The organism is Sphingobacterium sp. UBA3549, from assembly GCF_002376635.1.
Lineage (GTDB): Bacteria > Bacteroidota > Bacteroidia > Sphingobacteriales > Sphingobacteriaceae > Sphingobacterium.
This window is the reverse complement of sequence record NZ_DFOE01000036.1, coordinates 43,160-58,529: the sequence shown is the minus strand read 5'-3', so window position 1 is coordinate 58,529 and position 15,370 is coordinate 43,160. Positions and strand designations below refer to the sequence as shown.

The window sequence follows — 15,370 nt, the reverse complement described above, 5'->3', positions numbered from 1 at the left end:
AACGAACAATTATGGATTTATATCTTAAAATATGGCGCCAGAAGGATCGCAATGCCACAGGAAAGTTAGTGACCTACACTTTAAATGACCTTAATCCCCATATGTCATTTTTGGAGATGATGGATACCTTAAATGAGCAGCTCATTACGCAAGGCGATGACCCTATAGAGTTCGATCATGACTGTCGCGAGGGCATCTGTGGTCAGTGTGGATTGATGATCAATGGAATTGCTCATGGACCACTTAAACATACCACCACCTGCCAGCTACATTTACGTTCATTTAACGATAACGATACGATAACTATAGAACCCTTCCGTTCGGCTGCATTTCAGGTAAAAAAAGATCTAAAAGTGGATCGATCAGCATTTGACCGAATTATTTCTTCGGGCGGATTTGTATCCATTAATACTGGGCAAGCTCCAGATGCGACCGTTATTCCTATTGCTCACGAATTAGCGGAATCTGCATTTGACTCTGCTGCCTGTATAGGTTGTGGTGCTTGTGTAGCGACCTGTAAAAATGGTAGTGCTGCTCTTTTTACTGCTGCGAAGATTACGCATATGGCTTTACTTCCACAGGGTAAAGAAGAGCGTAGCTTGCGGGTTTTAAATATGGTAAGTCAAATGGATATGGAGTCTTTCGGTCACTGCTCAAATACGGAAGCCTGTGAGGTAGAGTGTCCTCAAGGTATATCCGTATTGAATATTGCACGTATGAATTTTGAATATAACAAAGCTTTGATTTTTAAGAAGCGGCAATGATCTTCATGAATGGTATTCTATAAAACTGGCACGATTGTTTCTTCAATCGGACTTTAAGTATACAATTTACTTCATAAAAAAAAGATGCATAGTTTATTGCATTGTATTATCGACATAGAGAAAAAGAATTTAAAATATTTTATGGACGAAAGAAGGGTTTTTTATACTAATTTTGGAAAAAGAAAGTCATTAAAGTTATAGCGATTGATATGAAGTGTAGCAGGTTGTTTGCCTTAATTTTCACATGTAGCGTGATGTTAAGTATGACGTCATGTAAAGATTTTTCAAATAAGGTTTTAGGAAAGGGGGATCTGAAAGATACAATTACAGAGCAATTAAAGGTTGAGGAAAAGATACCGCATTTGTTGGACAGATGGGATTCTCTTCAAAAAAATCAGATTCATTTTACGGTTGACAGTCTGCATCCTATTTCCGTAAGACAGCAAAAGCGTGAACTTAAAGATTCCTTGCGTAAAGCTTTTGATAGACACCCTAAACATATTTATTTAACTTTTGATGACGGTCCATTAATTGGTAGTGCTTTTATTGACTCCATTGCGAAGGAGAAAAATATCAAAGTTAGCGTATTCCTTATTGGTAAGCACGCCAATATGAGTAAAGGTAGGAAACGTGATCTTGCGCGATATGAATCAAATCCTCTTGTAGCGTGTTACAATCATAGTTATACACACGCAAATAATCAATATTCTAGATTTTATAATAACCCTCAAAAGGCTTTTGCTGATTTTGAAAAAAATGAAACAGATCTCAACTTGAAGCATAAAATCGTTCGACTTCCAGGAAGGAATATCTGGATCTATGAAAATGTTCGAAAGATCGACCTCAAGAACGGGGCCAGTACGGCGGATTTGCTTCATAAAAATGGATATACGATTTATGGTTGGGATGTGGAGTGGAGACTCAATAGTGTCACTGGAGCACCCATTCAGAGTCAAGAATCGACCTTAAGTCACATTAGGAATTATATGAACAACAAGAGTTCAATGGTACCGAACAATGTCGTTTTCTTGATGCATGATGATATGTTCCAAACGAAAAAGGGACAGCAGGAATTGTCTTTGTTAATTGATGCACTCAAAAGCGAAGGCTACCAATTTGAATTTATGCAAGATTATCCCATTAAGTATTAATTAAGCACGCTGGCATCAAAGGATTACAGCGTGTTTTAAATTGCCTACCTTTCTATTTGCTCTCCTGGAGTTTTTTTTCTTATCTCTTAATAAGTGCTGTTTAATTACTGCGGTATCCAGCAATTTTGGCTATTTTTATTAAATTAATTATAGATGTAATTAGAAGGCATGAAAAGCTGTCTTTTCATTTTATCTGCACTAATATAATTTCGATATTGTAAAGATGTTTTTATTCATGCAATCGCTTGTAAAGTTCTATGTTATAGGGCGGTCAAAACAACCTTAAAAAAACTTTTAAAGTCATTTTACGATCTGTGCGAAAAGGTGGCTTACTTATGAAATTTCAAATAGCTTATTTACAAACGTTTGTGTAAAATATGTTAAATAGTGTAAAAATAACACTTGTATTTTATCATAATTTTTGTAAATTCAAAATGAATATTCAATTATAAACCGCTGTCGTAAGATGCTAAACCGATAAATCTTATCACAGCAAAAAAAATAACTATTATAAATAGAATTTAAACATTAAACAGTTTTTATGATCAACTGCCATTATTTCTCAAATCAATGGAAGAGAGCGTTTTGGACTGGTTCGTTGTGTTCTTTAGTCACATTGAGTCCCCAATTCGTCGACGCTGCAACGTTTGCAAGCTATGGAATTTTCTTTCAACAAGAGTTAAGTGTTACCGGTAAAGTGACCGATGAAGCTGGAATGCCTATTCCAGGAGTGACCATTTCGGTAAGTGGAAGTAACTTAGCGACTAAAACCGACAACGAAGGTAAATACACATTGGATAAAGTGCCAAGTACTGGTACGCTCAATTTTCGAATGGTTGGTAAGCTATCTATGGATGAAGCTATAAAGGGAAGACGTATTGTTGACGTCATTCTACTCAATTCACAATCTAGTTTGGAAGAGGTTATCGTGGTAGGTTACGGAAAGCAAAAAAAGGAGACTGTGACTGGGTCTGTCGCGACAGTTAAAGGGAGTGATCTTGCCAAATCACCCGCATTAAACATCTCAAATGCGTTAACAGGCCGGGTACCTGGTGTCACAGCGACCAATGGGAGTGCTGAGCCCGGTTATGATGGATCTAACATCAAGATCCGCGGGACAAATACGTTAGGGAATAGCAGTCCTTTGGTGGTAATTGACGGTGTTCCGGCGCGTGAAGGCGGAATCGAGCGGCTTAATCCCCGTGATATTGAAAATATATCGGTACTTAAAGATGCTTCCGCAGCAATTTATGGCGCCCGTGCAGCTAACGGCGTTATTCTTGTCACTACGAAAAGAGGAAAAACAGGCAAGCCACAATTTTCCTACACTTTTAATCAGGGATATTCCCAACCTACAGTAATCCCCAAATTGACCACTGCTGCTCAATTTGCTGAAATTAGAAATGAACTTGAGATCTATAACCTATCGGTCGACGAATGGTCTGCAGCATATAGCGCAATAACGGATAAAGGGAGTTATATTAAAAAAGATGGTGGAGTATTAGATGCACCTTTTAAACCCGAGGATATCCAAAAATACCGCGACGGGTCTGATCCTTGGGGCCATCCAAATACAGATTGGTATAAGTCTACCCTAAAAGATTGGTCGCCGCAACAACGCCACAATCTTCAGATCAATGGAGGTACTGAGGATGTCAAATATTTGATGTCCCTGGGCTATCAAAATCAGGATGCATACTACAAGAACTCCGCCACAGGCTATAAACAATATGATTTGCGAATTAATCTCGATGCTAATATAAGTCAATATATAAAAACGCAATTCGGCGTATTAGGGAGACAGGAAAATCGCAATTTTCCAACAAAAACTGCTGGTACAATCTTCAGAATGCTCATGCGCGGAAATCCCACTCAACCTGCAATTTGGCCAAACGGTATGCCAGGGCCAGATATAGAAAACGGTGAAAACCCCGTTGTTATCACTACTAATGCCACAGGATATGATAGGGACAAACGCTATTATTTCCAAACGAATGGACAGGTTGAAATAACTAATCCATGGGTTGATGGTCTGAAGCTAACACTGAATGCATCTGTAGACAAATATGTGAAAAACCAAAAAACGTGGGTGATACCTTGGACATTATATTCGTGGCAGGGTGCATATGAAGCTGATGGGGAAACACCACAACTGGTCCCTGGGCGACGTGGTCCTGCGGATCCGAATCTGAATCAAAGCAATGAAGATCAATTAAACATCTTGCTTGGTGGTATTTTGAGCTTTGACCGGAAATTTGGAAACCATCAAGTGAATGCCATTGCGGGTATCAATAGAGAAACAATTGATAACGATAAATTCAGTGCTTATCGCCGCTACTTTCTTTCCAATGCGATTGATTATCTTTTCGCCGGCGGGGAACAGGAAAAAAATAACGACGGTGCGGCATGGAAGCGCGCTCGTCTAAATTATTTTGGTCGGTTTGGTTATAACTATAAAAGTAAATATATCGCCGAACTCTTGTGGCGTTACGACGGTTCTTACATGTTTCCTGAAAAGGAGCGATTCGGGTTCTTCCCTGGGGCAATGGCTGGATGGGTCGTGTCAGAAGAAAATTTCTGGAAGGAAAATGTACCTGTAATTAATTATTTTAAAATCCGTGCTTCGTACGGCCAGATGGGAAATGATAACATCTATTATGATGATAAATTACAAGAATATCAATATTTTTCCACGTATTCTTTTGGAACGTATATCGTAAATGACAAGTTAGCCAAGTCTCTTTACGAAAGTCGTGTACCAAATGAAATGATTACTTGGGAAGTAGCCAATAATTACAATCTCGGATTTGATTTTCAGTTTCTTCAGGGCAAGTTGAACTTGGAATTTGACATCTTCAAAAACCGGCGTAATTCAATTTTATGGCGCAAAAATGCGTCCATACCGCAGAGTACAGGAATGACGCTCCCAGCCGAGAATATCGGTAAGGTCGATAATAAAGGATGGGAGTTTAATCTCGGTTATCATGGTAAAGTCGGGGAACTTGGTTATACTGTAGGCGTTAACGGTGGGTATGCGAAGAATAAAATTATCTTCTGGGATGAGGCACCAGGAGCGCCAGCATGGCAGCAGAGTACAGGAAAGCCAATAAAAACTGATATCTATTATATCTATGATGGCGTATTCAAAGATTTAAATGATATTGCAAACAATCAGTTAGATTATAGCGCCATAACAAAGACTCTACGTCCTGGTGACATGAAGTACAAAGATTACAACGGTGACGGAAAAATCACACCCGATGATAAAGTTAGACGCGATAAAAATAGTGATCCAACATTTCAAGGCGGTTTCAATTTTAGCCTTACCTATAAAGATTTTGACTTATCGGTATTATTTCAGGGGGCTACAGGCGGAGAGATCCGTGTCGGTACAGATGAGTCTGGATCTATTGGAAATTTTGTGGAGGAATTCTACGAAAACCGCTGGAGTATCAGTAACCCGAGCAGTGTATATCCACGTTTAACAGACCGCGGTAATCAATATTATTCCTATAATAACACGTATTGGATGCGAAGTACAGATTACCTCCGACTTAAGAATGTAGAATTAGGATATAATCTATCCTCTAGTATATGCAATAAAATTGGTATAGGCTCATTGCGTTTATTTGCGAATGGAATGAACCTCATTACTTGGAGTAAAATCAAAATGTATGATCCGGAAGCTGTGAATGCATTAGGACAATATTATCCGCAAGCAAGATTAATCAATCTGGGCGCGTTGTTATCGTTTTAATCAACCCGAATTTAAAAGAAAAAGAAGATGAAAAAGATTACAAATATATCACTCATGCTACTTGTATTATCTGCAACATTACACGCTTGTAATGATGATTTTGTAAGTACAAAGCCACTTAGTGAAGTGCCACAGGAGGTGGTGTGGTCAGACGCGGGCTTATCAGAAGCTTTTGTGACTGAAATTTATAATGGATTTGGAGTAGGTGGATTTTATGAACAGCAAATGGCTTCGATGACAGATGAAGCACTATTCACCCATCCAAACCGGGGAATAAATACAGTTACTGAATCGCGCTCGAATCCTGCCGATCAGGGCTATATTATGGAAACTTATGAATATGGGCGCATGTATACACGCATCCGGGCGACTAATATTGCGATTTCTAATTTAACAGAAGCCAAATTTGATAAAACAAAGGCAGATAAACTTTTAGGGGAGGCCTATTTCTTACGTGCTTATTATTATCAGCAGTTGTTACGTTACTATGGCGGAATACCGATCGATAATAAGATCTATACGCTGAACGATAAAGATTACATGGTTCCTAGAAATACCTATGAGGAATGTGTCGATGCCATAGTTAAAGATCTTGACAACGCGGCTCAGCTTTTGAAAGGGGCATCTCAAGTAAAAGGACGGGCGAGCGAAGCTGCTGTACTGGCATTAAAATCAAGAGTTTTGTTGTATGCCGCTAGTGACCTTCACGATGCAAATAAAGCAAAATCAAAATCTACATTATTAGCAGGATATAAAAACCCAGAATACCTAATGTATACCACAGGTAATCAAACAGATCGTTGGACAAAAGCAAAGGCCGCTGCCAAGGCTGTCATTGATCATAGCGAATTTGCCTATAAACTTGATTTAAATCAGCCTGTTTCGGCTGCTGATGGAGCGATTAATTACATGGCTCTTTCCTTAGGAGGGGGGAGTAAAACAGTTGACTTTACGGCGGCTAAAGACATTATTTTGGGGCGATTTTTTATCGATGAAAAAGATGAACGCGGTGGTTGGGTAGGTCGCGACAATGGACCGAATGGCTACCACAATTGGGCTGGAAATACGCCAATACAATTGTTGGTAGATGATTACGAGACGATTGCCGGTGAAAAGTTCGATTGGTCAAATCCAACTATGGCAGCTAATCCTTATCAAAATCGTGATCCGCGTTTGAAGGCAACTCTATTGTATGATGGTGCAGACTGGAAACCTCGAACAGCTGATGTTGCCGCCCGGGATAAGGTAAACCAGATTCAGACAGGGCAATATGAGGTTGTTAATGCACAAGGTCAAAAAACCACACATTTTGGTCTCGACACAAGAAAGAGCCCTATTGAAGATTGGAATGGCTCCCGAACGGGCTATTATATCCGTAAATTTACTGATCCAGATCCTACAATGGAAGACCAAAATACAAGACAACGTATTCCATGGCCGATGTTTCGTTATACGGAAGCGGTATTAAACTACGTCGAGGCATGTCTGGAGTTAGGTGAGGAAGGCGAGGCTAAAATATGGATGAATAAAGTTCGGTTTAGAGCTGGAATGCCTGCAATACCTAGTAGTGAGAGTGGAGCGGCGTTAAAAGCACGCTATCGAAACGAACGTCGTGTAGAGTTAGCTTATGAGGAGCATCGCTTCTTTGACGCAAGACGTTGGATGATAGCTGCAGAAACAATCGGCCGGAAGGCAAATATTATCAATATTACTGGAACTCTTAAGGCAGGCAAAAGTGTGACACAATACAAATACGATCCAAGCAGTTACACCTATAAATATGTTGTATCGGATATTGATCCAGGAATTGAAAACCGAAACTGGGATGACAAGATGTATTTTACATCTTTGCATCGGGACGAGATTAATAGAAATACGAAATTAATTCAAAATCCCGGATATTAATTCAGAAAGGCCTTCATTATAAATGGAGGCCTTTTTAACGTTATTTCTTAGGATGATTCATTTTGGGTAATAATCCGGTCACAATACCAATCAATGGGAGGTAGGCGCAAATGCTAAATACGTGCTCAATGGAGGTACGGTCTGCTAACCACCCCAATAGAGCAGAACCAATTCCCCCCATTCCAAATGCAAAACCGAAAAATAAGCCAGCGATCATGCCCACTTTCCCCGGCATGAGCTCTGTTGCATAAACTAGGATTGCTGAAAAAGCAGAGGAGATTATAAGGCCAATTGATATTGAAAGGATAATTGTCGCTTCAAGACCTGCATGTGGTAAAAGTAGCGTAAACGGTGCGGCACCGAGAATCGAAACCCAGATAATGAGCTTTCGACCGTAACGATCTCCTAATGGTCCGCCTAATATTGTTCCCGCAGCAACCGAGGCGAGAAATACAAAGAGGTAAATTTGAGATTCCTGAACTGAAACATGAAACTTATTGATCAGATAGAAAGTGAAGTAGCTGGTCATCGAGGCCATGTAAAAATATTTGGAAAAAATCAGCACCAATAGAATCCCCAAGGCAAAAATTATCTTTGATTTTGGTAGTTTCGATGTTGGCTGATTTGCCGGTATAACCTCTGTTTTAGGTTTGAGATGAATTTGATACCACTTCCCAACGTAGGTCAATATCACGACTGCAACGATTGCCAATACGCCGAATAAGCCAATGTAATTTTGACCAAAAGGAATTACAATGAGTGCTACAAGGAGGGGCCCAATGGCACCACCTGCGTTTCCACCAACTTGAAAAATGGATTGTGCAAGACCTTTTTTTCCACCTGAAGCTAAATGTGCTACACGTGAAGCTTCAGGATGGAATATAGAAGATCCCATGCCAATGAGACTTACAGACAATAGAATATACAGGAAGTTTGAAGCAAAAGAAATACAAATTAACCCCATCAATGAGAATAACATGCCAATGGCTAAGGATCTAGGTGTGGGATTTTTATCGGTATACAAGCCAACAAATGGCTGCAAGATAGAAGCCGTCAGTTGAAATACCAATGTTATAATACCAATTTGTGTAAAAGTAAGCGCATAATTCGATTTTAGCATCGGATATACCGCGGGAATGACAGATTGAATTAAATCGTTGAGCAGATGTGATGCACTGATGGCAAATAAGATTGGGTACACGGTGCCGGAACTATTCCAAGAACCACGTTGATTTAAGGTTTTAATTTTTAGAGGACTTTTCATCAGGTCATCAGATGTTTGTTGCTAAATTGATAGCGGATTGTTAAATTTGATTTTGAAAATTATTATTAAGTAATTATAGTTGTTTTATAATTCGATTAGCGATGTCGACCGCCCGTTTGACATCCCTATCTTTAATCGCCAACATTAACTCTTCATGTTGTTTTTGAGATGATAGGAAGGGAGTGGTGTCTTTATATATGGACATAAAGAACTTATTGACATGCACCGATAATGTTGTATATAGTGCTGTTAAAATGCCATTTCCGCAAGATTCTGCAATTGCACTATGAAAAGCTATATCAGCTTCGACACAGGCTATCAGATTATTCAACTCTGCATATTTTAGTCTATTCTTTAGCGCCGAAGCCATATCTTTCAGCCCCTTAGTTGTCCTATTCACTGCAGATTTTTCAATAATTCTAATCTCCAATACTTGCCTAACTTCGAAGATATCATCAAAATTTCCTTTTTCAATTTTGGCATCCAAGGCGTGATGTCCTATTGAACTCTTCACAAATGTTCCCAACCCCTGTTGTACAGTTAGATAGCCAGACTGGCACAAGTATTTAACAGCTTCGCGAATTGTTGATCTACCCACAGCAAATTGCTTCATTAATTCAGGTTCCGTGGGAAGTTTTGACTCTACCGGAAAAGTGCCCATTTTGATTTTTTCTTCAATTGCAGTAGCAACTTCCTCTGCTAGCGATTTCCTTATAATAGCATCATTCTTCATATAATCACATCATCTGATGATTGCAAAGTTAGTAGAATTTGTTTTACAATTAGTTCAGAAGTGGAAAAATTTTTGGGACAGGTGAATTGCGCCACTTTTTTCTTAATTTGCATCCATGTCAAATCAAGCTAGTAATTATCAGTTATTTTCTACTGATATTTTGGCACTTTGGAGAAGCCAAAATGTTTCTTATATCAAAGTGGAGGAACTATCTGTTGTTAATGGAGTCACCTTTTTTGAACTTATACCAGATTCGGAACTGTTGGATGGGGGAGGGCTTGACACCCTTTACCCTATAGATTCTGAAGATGTTGAAGATATGATTGTTTTCAACAAGGATATTAAATTTGTCGTTCATGGTATTTACCTGGATGAAGATTAATCAGCTTTTTTTATTCATGATCGGTCAATATTTTTATTGCCGATCATGAAAATTAGGTGATCTGATTGTACAAGACCTAGCTCTTCATATTTAATCTTTCTTCCTGAAGATCCAATAAACGAAGGTGCTTCTTAATAATTTCTTCGTCTAGTAAAAGCTCCTCACGATTTTTATTGATAAGCCACATGCGTTGCGTTTCAAGAATGTCAATATATATTTTGCGATATTCTGCATAATTAATGATAATTTCAGAGCTCCGCAATTGATTTTCATACTTATCCAACTGATCCTTTAAGGTCGGAAAATTTTCAATTTTGTCGGCGTAGTCATTTCGAATTTTATCGACAGCAACTTGAGCTAGCCTATTCTGAATTTCATAATCGATTTCCTTCTCGCTTCGGACAAAATCTCTATCTACTAATTTGATTGTTCTTAATATAAAAGGAAGTGTTAATCCTTGAACGACTAAGGTTAAAAGAATGACGACAAATGTGATAAAAAGAATAAGGTTTCTTTGTGGAAAAGGGGTACCATCCGCCAGTGTTAAGGGAATAGACAGAGCTGCCGCCAGAGAAACTACACCACGCATTCCGGTCCAACCAATAATCATTGGAGTTTGCCAACCTGGTGATTGGGCATCGGCGACTGTTATGAAATGTTTCATTACTAAAGTGGTGATTACCGCAGCATATCCAGCGAAAATTCTGACGAGAATAAGGACTATTGTTACGGCTACACCGTAGCCAATCGCGGTAGAAATATTGGTGTCTCCCAATCCCGAAACAATTTCAGGTAAATCTAATCCGATAAGCATAAAGACAATACCATTCAATAAAAAGCAGAAGCTTTCCCATACTGTTACAGTGCGGATTCGGGATGCGCTACTCAAAAAGTCGTGGCTGCGATAGGATAAAAATAATCCGCCACTTACCACTGCCAAAACGCCGGAAGCGTGAAGTTGTTCTGCGATCAAATACATGGAGAAAGGCGCTATGAAAGTTAGCAATAAGTCTGTATTTGAATCGGTGGGCAAAAGTTTGTGCATTTTAAGGAAAACATATGCGATTGCAAGCCCTATTGCTACACCGCCAACGCACATCCAAATAAAGCTTCCGGCAGCTTGGTACAATACAAATTGTCCTGTAGCTGCGGCGATCATTGCGAATCTGAAGATTATTAATGAGGAAGCATCGTTCAATAAACTTTCACCTTCCAGAATGGAAGCCAATCTTTTGGGTACTTTTACGAATTTTAAAATTGCACCAGCACTAACCGCGTCAGGCGGTGAAACTATTCCTCCCAATAAAAATCCAAGTGCTAAGGAGAATCCTGGGATAAAATAGTTAGCAAATACGGCAACCGATAAGGCTGTAAAAAAGACCACAACGAAGGCAAAGCTAAATATAATCCTACGCCATCGCCACAGTTCTTTCCATGACGTTGACCAAGCAGCCTCGTACAAAAGTGGAGGTAAAAAAATAATAAATATTAATTCGGGCTCTATTTTTATAGTAGGAACTCCTGGTATAAAACTAATTACAAGTCCGGCTAATACAAGTAAAACGGGGTAGGCAACCTGAATTTTTCTCGCCAGTAAGATCAGCATCGTGATCAATAGGAGCACAAATAGATAGAATTCAAAATTTTCTAACATATATAAACTTTAGGTATATAAATATAAATCAAATTTCCAAAATTCTTTCAAAAAAGAGGGCTGATCTGCTTATTGAAAATTGGAAGAAATATTTCTTGAAGACTGTCGCATCTTTTCCTATTTTTGTTAGAAACAGAAAAAAGATGGAGAACGAAGTGATCGGTTTGAAACGAGTCGCAACACTATGTATCTTGAGAAATAAAGATAAATTCCTATTATTAAGACGCTTAAAAGAACCCAACAAGGATATGTACGTTCCTGTTGGTGGAAAAATAGACCCCTTTGAAAATCCTGATGCGGCTGTTGAGCGAGAGGTAATCGAAGAAACAGGTATCCATATAACTTCAAAACAGTTTCGTGGTATTTTGACAGAAACTTCTCCAGTTAATTACAATTGGATCAGTTACGTATATGTATCAGACATCGAATTTGTCGATGTACCGTATTGTAATGAAGGAGATTTAGAATGGGTTTCAGCAGCGGATTTATCCGCTATTCCGACGCCAATAACCGATCTCTATATCTATGATTATGTGGCAAAGAAAAAGCATTTCGCTCTTAATGCTACCTATGACTCAGCCGTAAACTTGACGGGACTATGGGAGCAGTATAGCAATACTAAGCTTATTTAGAATGTTTTAATTGAATAAGAAAAATGACTGTTAATAAAGACGCGATTAAAATCATTGCCTTTGATGCTGATGATACATTATGGGTAAATGAACCCTATTTTCAAAAAGCAGAACATGATTTCTGCGCACTGTTAGAGAACTATCTTCCGCAGCATGCAATTTCGCAGGAACTATTTAAGACGGAAATGAACAACCTGTCGCTTTACGGATATGGCGTAAAAGGTTTTATTCTTTGTATGATAGAAACTGCCAGCCGTATTTCTGCTGGCCAACTGCCTTTGAGCATAGTAAACAAAATTATAGAAATTGGACAGTGTTTATTAAAAATGCCGATTGAATTATTGGATGGCATAGAGGATACGTTGGTACAACTTAGTGCACATTACAAATTGATTGTAGCGACAAAGGGCGATCTGTTGGATCAGGAAAGAAAGTTGAAGAATTCGCCTCTTCAAAAATATTTTCATCATGTTGAGATTATGAGTAACAAAAAAAGTGAGGATTATACGAAATTATTAAGCAAAATTGAATGTCCGGCCGAGAATTTCATGATGATAGGAAATTCAATAAATTCCGATATTCTACCCGTTTTGGAAATTGGCGGACAGGCAATACATATTCCGTATCACGTAACGTGGTCCCATGAACAAGCAAGCGATGAAATAAAGCCGAGTAGTTTTCTACAGATAGACAGTTTAGATCAATTGCTACCAATCTTGCTTTAGTTAAAGATATAGATCTCGTTAAGCGTTTGTTGTAAAATCACTTTTTTTAACTTGAAGGACCCAACTAATATCGCCATTCAATAGTTAAATTTCCGTTTGTAGATTGGTCGTTTTAATAACATTAAAACAATGAAGATACTTCATTGTTATTAGAAAACATTATTAACCGGTCACATGGAAACAATTAGAAACGTAATCATTTTCCTTTTTTTCTTAATTTTTTTAGGCTGTAAGAGTAATCAGCAAAAAGGAGATGTTGTATATTTCGGCGGAAATATTGTTACGATGGAAGAGGATTTTCCGGAAGCAGAAGCTCTAGTATTAAAGGAAAGTAAAATCATTTTTGTTGGAAGCCAAAAGGAAGCGTATAACTACATAAAAGACAATACAAAGCGAATTGATTTAAAGGGTAAAACCCTACTTCCTGGTTTTATTGATGCTCATGGGCATATCACTTCAAGAGCCGGGATGGAACAAGCAATAGATCTTTCTCCAAGCCCTTATGGAACCGTAAATTCCATGCCGGATCTTCAAAAGACATTAAAAATGGTAATAGATCGGATGAAACCCGGATCTGTTGCGCCAATATTGGGAAACGGCTATGACGATGCTATTATGCATGAACATCGTCATCCTACCCGTCAGGAACTAGATGCGGTTAGCACTACACATCCTATTATTGTCATCCATTCTTCTGGTCATGCGAGTGTTGTTAATAGCGCTATGCTAACCTTGCTAAATATTACAGAAAACGTCAAGGATCCAGAGGGAGGGCATTACGGGCGAAGTTCCGATAATCGCTTAAATGGTAAGTTGGAAGAAAATGCCTCCTTTGCGGCATTAATAAAGCTGACAGCCTTGTTGCCCAAGCCCAGAGAGGCTAAAGACGAACTATCTCAATCGCTTAAAGATTTTGTTAAAGCGCAAGACGAGTGGCTTAGTTATGGTCAGACAACGATCTGCGACGGGCGTTCGATGGGAGGGAATATTGAACTCTTAAAAGAAGCCGCTTCAAAAAATCTTCTTAAGGCAGACGTGATCTATTTTCCAGATTTCGAAGCCAACAAGTCAGATTGGAATTCCTTTAAATCTAATTATATGATATACGAAAAGCGTTTGAAATTTGGCGGTTTTAAATTTTCAAACGATGGTTCTCCGCAGGGAAAAACAGCGTGGTTAACAGCACCATATCTCGTTCCTCCACAAGGCCAGTCGACAGATTATAAAGGCTTTCCAATATTTTCGGACGAAGCTCTATACAATGATCTGAAAACAATATTTTCACACGATATTACGGCGCAACTCCACGTCAATGGTGATGCGGCTATTGATCAGGCGATTCGGGTGATCGAAAAACTGAAAAATGAAGGGGTTTACAAGCCCGAACTCAGAGCGACGTTAATTCACGTGCAAAACAGCAGACATGATCATATCGCTAAGATAAAAAAAATTGGCGTTATACCGTCTTATTTTTCATCCCATGTATATTTGTGGGGAGACTGGCATTATCAAAGTGTTTTTGGCCCAAAACGTGCCTCTTTTATAAGTCCCGCGCAATCAGCAAAAACTGCTGGAATACTTTTTACTATCCATCATGATAGTCCTGTAACACCACCTGATTTAATGACTGGGGTGTACGCCGCTGTCAACCGTATAACGCGGAGCGGAATGGTATTAGGGCCAGGAGAACGTATTAGCGTATGGGATGCGTTAAAAGCAATTACGATAAATGCGGCGTATCAATACCAAGAGGAAAAAAGTAAAGGGTCTCTGAAGGTAGGGAAGTTAGCCGACCTTGTTATTTTGAATCAGAATCCGTTAACAATAGATCCTCTAAAATTAAGAGATATCATCGTTGTAGAAACGATCAAAGAAGGCAAGTCAGTTTTTAAGCGAGATTTAGAGAACCCTTTTAATTCTCATTAATGTAATCCTCCTAGTGATGCCTTTTCCCTCTTTGGTGGTAGGGCACATGTTTAGCGAGGCTTTGTGCAACCTCATTACTGTTGGAAGATATGGATGAATTAGCATACTGCAACGAAACAATATCTGCAGCATCTATGTCTGGAAGGTTTTTGATTTGATTGTGCCATTTAGGTGGATAGAATAGATTGCTCTTTTCGTGTTGATGGTCTTTCTCCGTATTGATATTTACAAATCGTCTTTTCCAACGGCTGTAAATAAATGCAGCAACACCCGCTGCTGCTGTGATCATTAATCCAATTCGTGTATTCATTGCTCTGATTTTTTTATTAGTTGAACAGTTCCTCAGTTCAAATTGTTCAAAAAACTTTAAATTGATGTTACCAGAGATGACACATCTAGATTGACATGATCTCCTCTTAAACCATACAAATGAGTCAATGTAGGAGGTATACACCTGAAATCGTACAGCAGATTTGC

At 38.8% G+C, this 15,370-nt stretch carries 12 protein-coding genes; 8 read left to right on the top strand and 4 right to left on the bottom strand.

Features of this window, described 5'->3' with window-relative positions; genetic code table 11:
• The first annotated feature begins 11 nt into the window (after positions 1–11).
• The 4 genes from B2W36_RS18730 (at position 12) to B2W36_RS18715 (ending at position 7,577) form a co-directional block, all read left to right on the top strand.
• Positions 12–764 carry a succinate dehydrogenase/fumarate reductase iron-sulfur subunit gene (locus tag B2W36_RS18730; protein ID WP_209579487.1) on the top strand — a complete coding sequence of 251 codons (753 nt, stop codon included), beginning with the start codon at positions 12–14 and terminating at the stop codon, positions 762–764.
• A 254-nt stretch (positions 765–1,018) separates the two neighbouring features.
• Complete coding sequence (locus B2W36_RS18725; protein ID WP_209579489.1) at positions 1,019–1,915, top strand: polysaccharide deacetylase family protein; 897 nt, start codon at positions 1,019–1,021, stop codon at positions 1,913–1,915.
• A gap of 541 nt (positions 1,916–2,456) precedes the next feature.
• Complete coding sequence (locus tag B2W36_RS18720; RefSeq protein WP_209579491.1) at positions 2,457–5,672, top strand: SusC/RagA family TonB-linked outer membrane protein; 3,216 nt, start codon at positions 2,457–2,459, stop codon at positions 5,670–5,672.
• A 27-nt stretch (positions 5,673–5,699) separates the two neighbouring features.
• Entirely contained in the window at positions 5,700–7,577 is a 1,878-nt protein-coding gene (locus tag B2W36_RS18715) for a RagB/SusD family nutrient uptake outer membrane protein (RefSeq protein WP_209579492.1), read from the top strand.
• Positions 7,578–7,617: 40 nt separating this feature from the next.
• Here B2W36_RS18715 and B2W36_RS18710 read toward each other — a convergent pair whose 3' ends face one another.
• Together B2W36_RS18710 and B2W36_RS18705 are read right to left on the bottom strand one after the other, a co-directional pair.
• Positions 7,618–8,841 carry an MFS transporter gene (locus B2W36_RS18710; protein ID WP_293889195.1) on the bottom strand — a complete coding sequence of 408 codons (1,224 nt, stop codon included), beginning with the start codon at positions 8,839–8,841 and terminating at the stop codon, positions 7,618–7,620.
• Between the two features lie 73 nt (positions 8,842–8,914).
• Positions 8,915–9,574, bottom strand: coding sequence for a FadR/GntR family transcriptional regulator (locus B2W36_RS18705; RefSeq protein WP_209579496.1), 660 nt, complete (start codon positions 9,572–9,574; stop codon positions 8,915–8,917).
• 115 nt (positions 9,575–9,689) lie between these two features.
• Here B2W36_RS18705 and B2W36_RS18700 point away from each other — a divergent pair, with 115 nt between their 5' ends.
• Entirely contained in the window at positions 9,690–9,956 is a 267-nt protein-coding gene (locus tag B2W36_RS18700) for a hypothetical protein (RefSeq protein WP_209579498.1), read from the top strand.
• A gap of 76 nt (positions 9,957–10,032) precedes the next feature.
• Here the strand turns inward: B2W36_RS18700 and B2W36_RS18695 are convergent, their stop codons facing one another.
• Positions 10,033–11,610, bottom strand: coding sequence for a Na+/H+ antiporter (locus B2W36_RS18695; RefSeq protein ID WP_209579500.1), 1,578 nt, complete (start codon positions 11,608–11,610; stop codon positions 10,033–10,035).
• Positions 11,611–11,753: 143 nt separating this feature from the next.
• Between B2W36_RS18695 and B2W36_RS18690 the strand changes: the two genes are divergently transcribed.
• From B2W36_RS18690 to B2W36_RS18680, 3 genes are all read left to right on the top strand, one after another.
• Positions 11,754–12,242: an NUDIX hydrolase gene (locus tag B2W36_RS18690; RefSeq protein WP_209579501.1), complete on the top strand. Its 489-nt coding sequence runs from the start codon at positions 11,754–11,756 to the stop codon at positions 12,240–12,242.
• 23 nt (positions 12,243–12,265) lie between these two features.
• Positions 12,266–12,967, top strand: coding sequence for an HAD family hydrolase (locus B2W36_RS18685; protein ID WP_209579503.1), 702 nt, complete (start codon positions 12,266–12,268; stop codon positions 12,965–12,967).
• Positions 12,968–13,141: 174 nt separating this feature from the next.
• Complete coding sequence (locus tag B2W36_RS18680; RefSeq protein ID WP_293889191.1) at positions 13,142–14,893, top strand: amidohydrolase; 1,752 nt, start codon at positions 13,142–13,144, stop codon at positions 14,891–14,893.
• Positions 14,894–14,903: 10 nt separating this feature from the next.
• Here B2W36_RS18680 and B2W36_RS18675 read toward each other — a convergent pair whose 3' ends face one another.
• Complete coding sequence (locus tag B2W36_RS18675) at positions 14,904–15,203, bottom strand: hypothetical protein (protein ID WP_293883247.1); 300 nt, start codon at positions 15,201–15,203, stop codon at positions 14,904–14,906.
• Between the last annotated feature and the right edge of the window lie 167 nt (positions 15,204–15,370).

Excerpts from the sequence above, each read along its gene's own strand:
- B2W36_RS18730 (WP_209579487.1), top strand. The coding sequence starts at position 12 with ATGGATTTATATCTTAAAATATGGCGCCAGAAGGATCGCAATGCCACA.
- B2W36_RS18725 (WP_209579489.1), top strand. The coding sequence starts at position 1,019 with ATGTTAAGTATGACGTCATGTAAAGATTTTTCAAATAAGGTTTTAGGA.
- B2W36_RS18720 (WP_209579491.1), top strand. The coding sequence starts at position 2,457 with ATGATCAACTGCCATTATTTCTCAAATCAATGGAAGAGAGCGTTTTGG.
- B2W36_RS18715 (WP_209579492.1), top strand. The coding sequence starts at position 5,700 with ATGAAAAAGATTACAAATATATCACTCATGCTACTTGTATTATCTGCA.
- B2W36_RS18710 (WP_293889195.1), bottom strand. The coding sequence starts at position 8,841 with ATGAAAAGTCCTCTAAAAATTAAAACCTTAAATCAACGTGGTTCTTGG.
- B2W36_RS18705 (WP_209579496.1), bottom strand. The coding sequence starts at position 9,574 with ATGAAGAATGATGCTATTATAAGGAAATCGCTAGCAGAGGAAGTTGCT.
- B2W36_RS18700 (WP_209579498.1), top strand. The coding sequence starts at position 9,690 with ATGTCAAATCAAGCTAGTAATTATCAGTTATTTTCTACTGATATTTTG.
- B2W36_RS18695 (WP_209579500.1), bottom strand. The coding sequence starts at position 11,610 with ATGTTAGAAAATTTTGAATTCTATCTATTTGTGCTCCTATTGATCACG.
- B2W36_RS18690 (WP_209579501.1), top strand. The coding sequence starts at position 11,754 with ATGGAGAACGAAGTGATCGGTTTGAAACGAGTCGCAACACTATGTATC.
- B2W36_RS18685 (WP_209579503.1), top strand. The coding sequence starts at position 12,266 with ATGACTGTTAATAAAGACGCGATTAAAATCATTGCCTTTGATGCTGAT.
- B2W36_RS18680 (WP_293889191.1), top strand. The coding sequence starts at position 13,142 with ATGGAAACAATTAGAAACGTAATCATTTTCCTTTTTTTCTTAATTTTT.
- B2W36_RS18675 (WP_293883247.1), bottom strand. The coding sequence starts at position 15,203 with ATGAATACACGAATTGGATTAATGATCACAGCAGCAGCGGGTGTTGCT.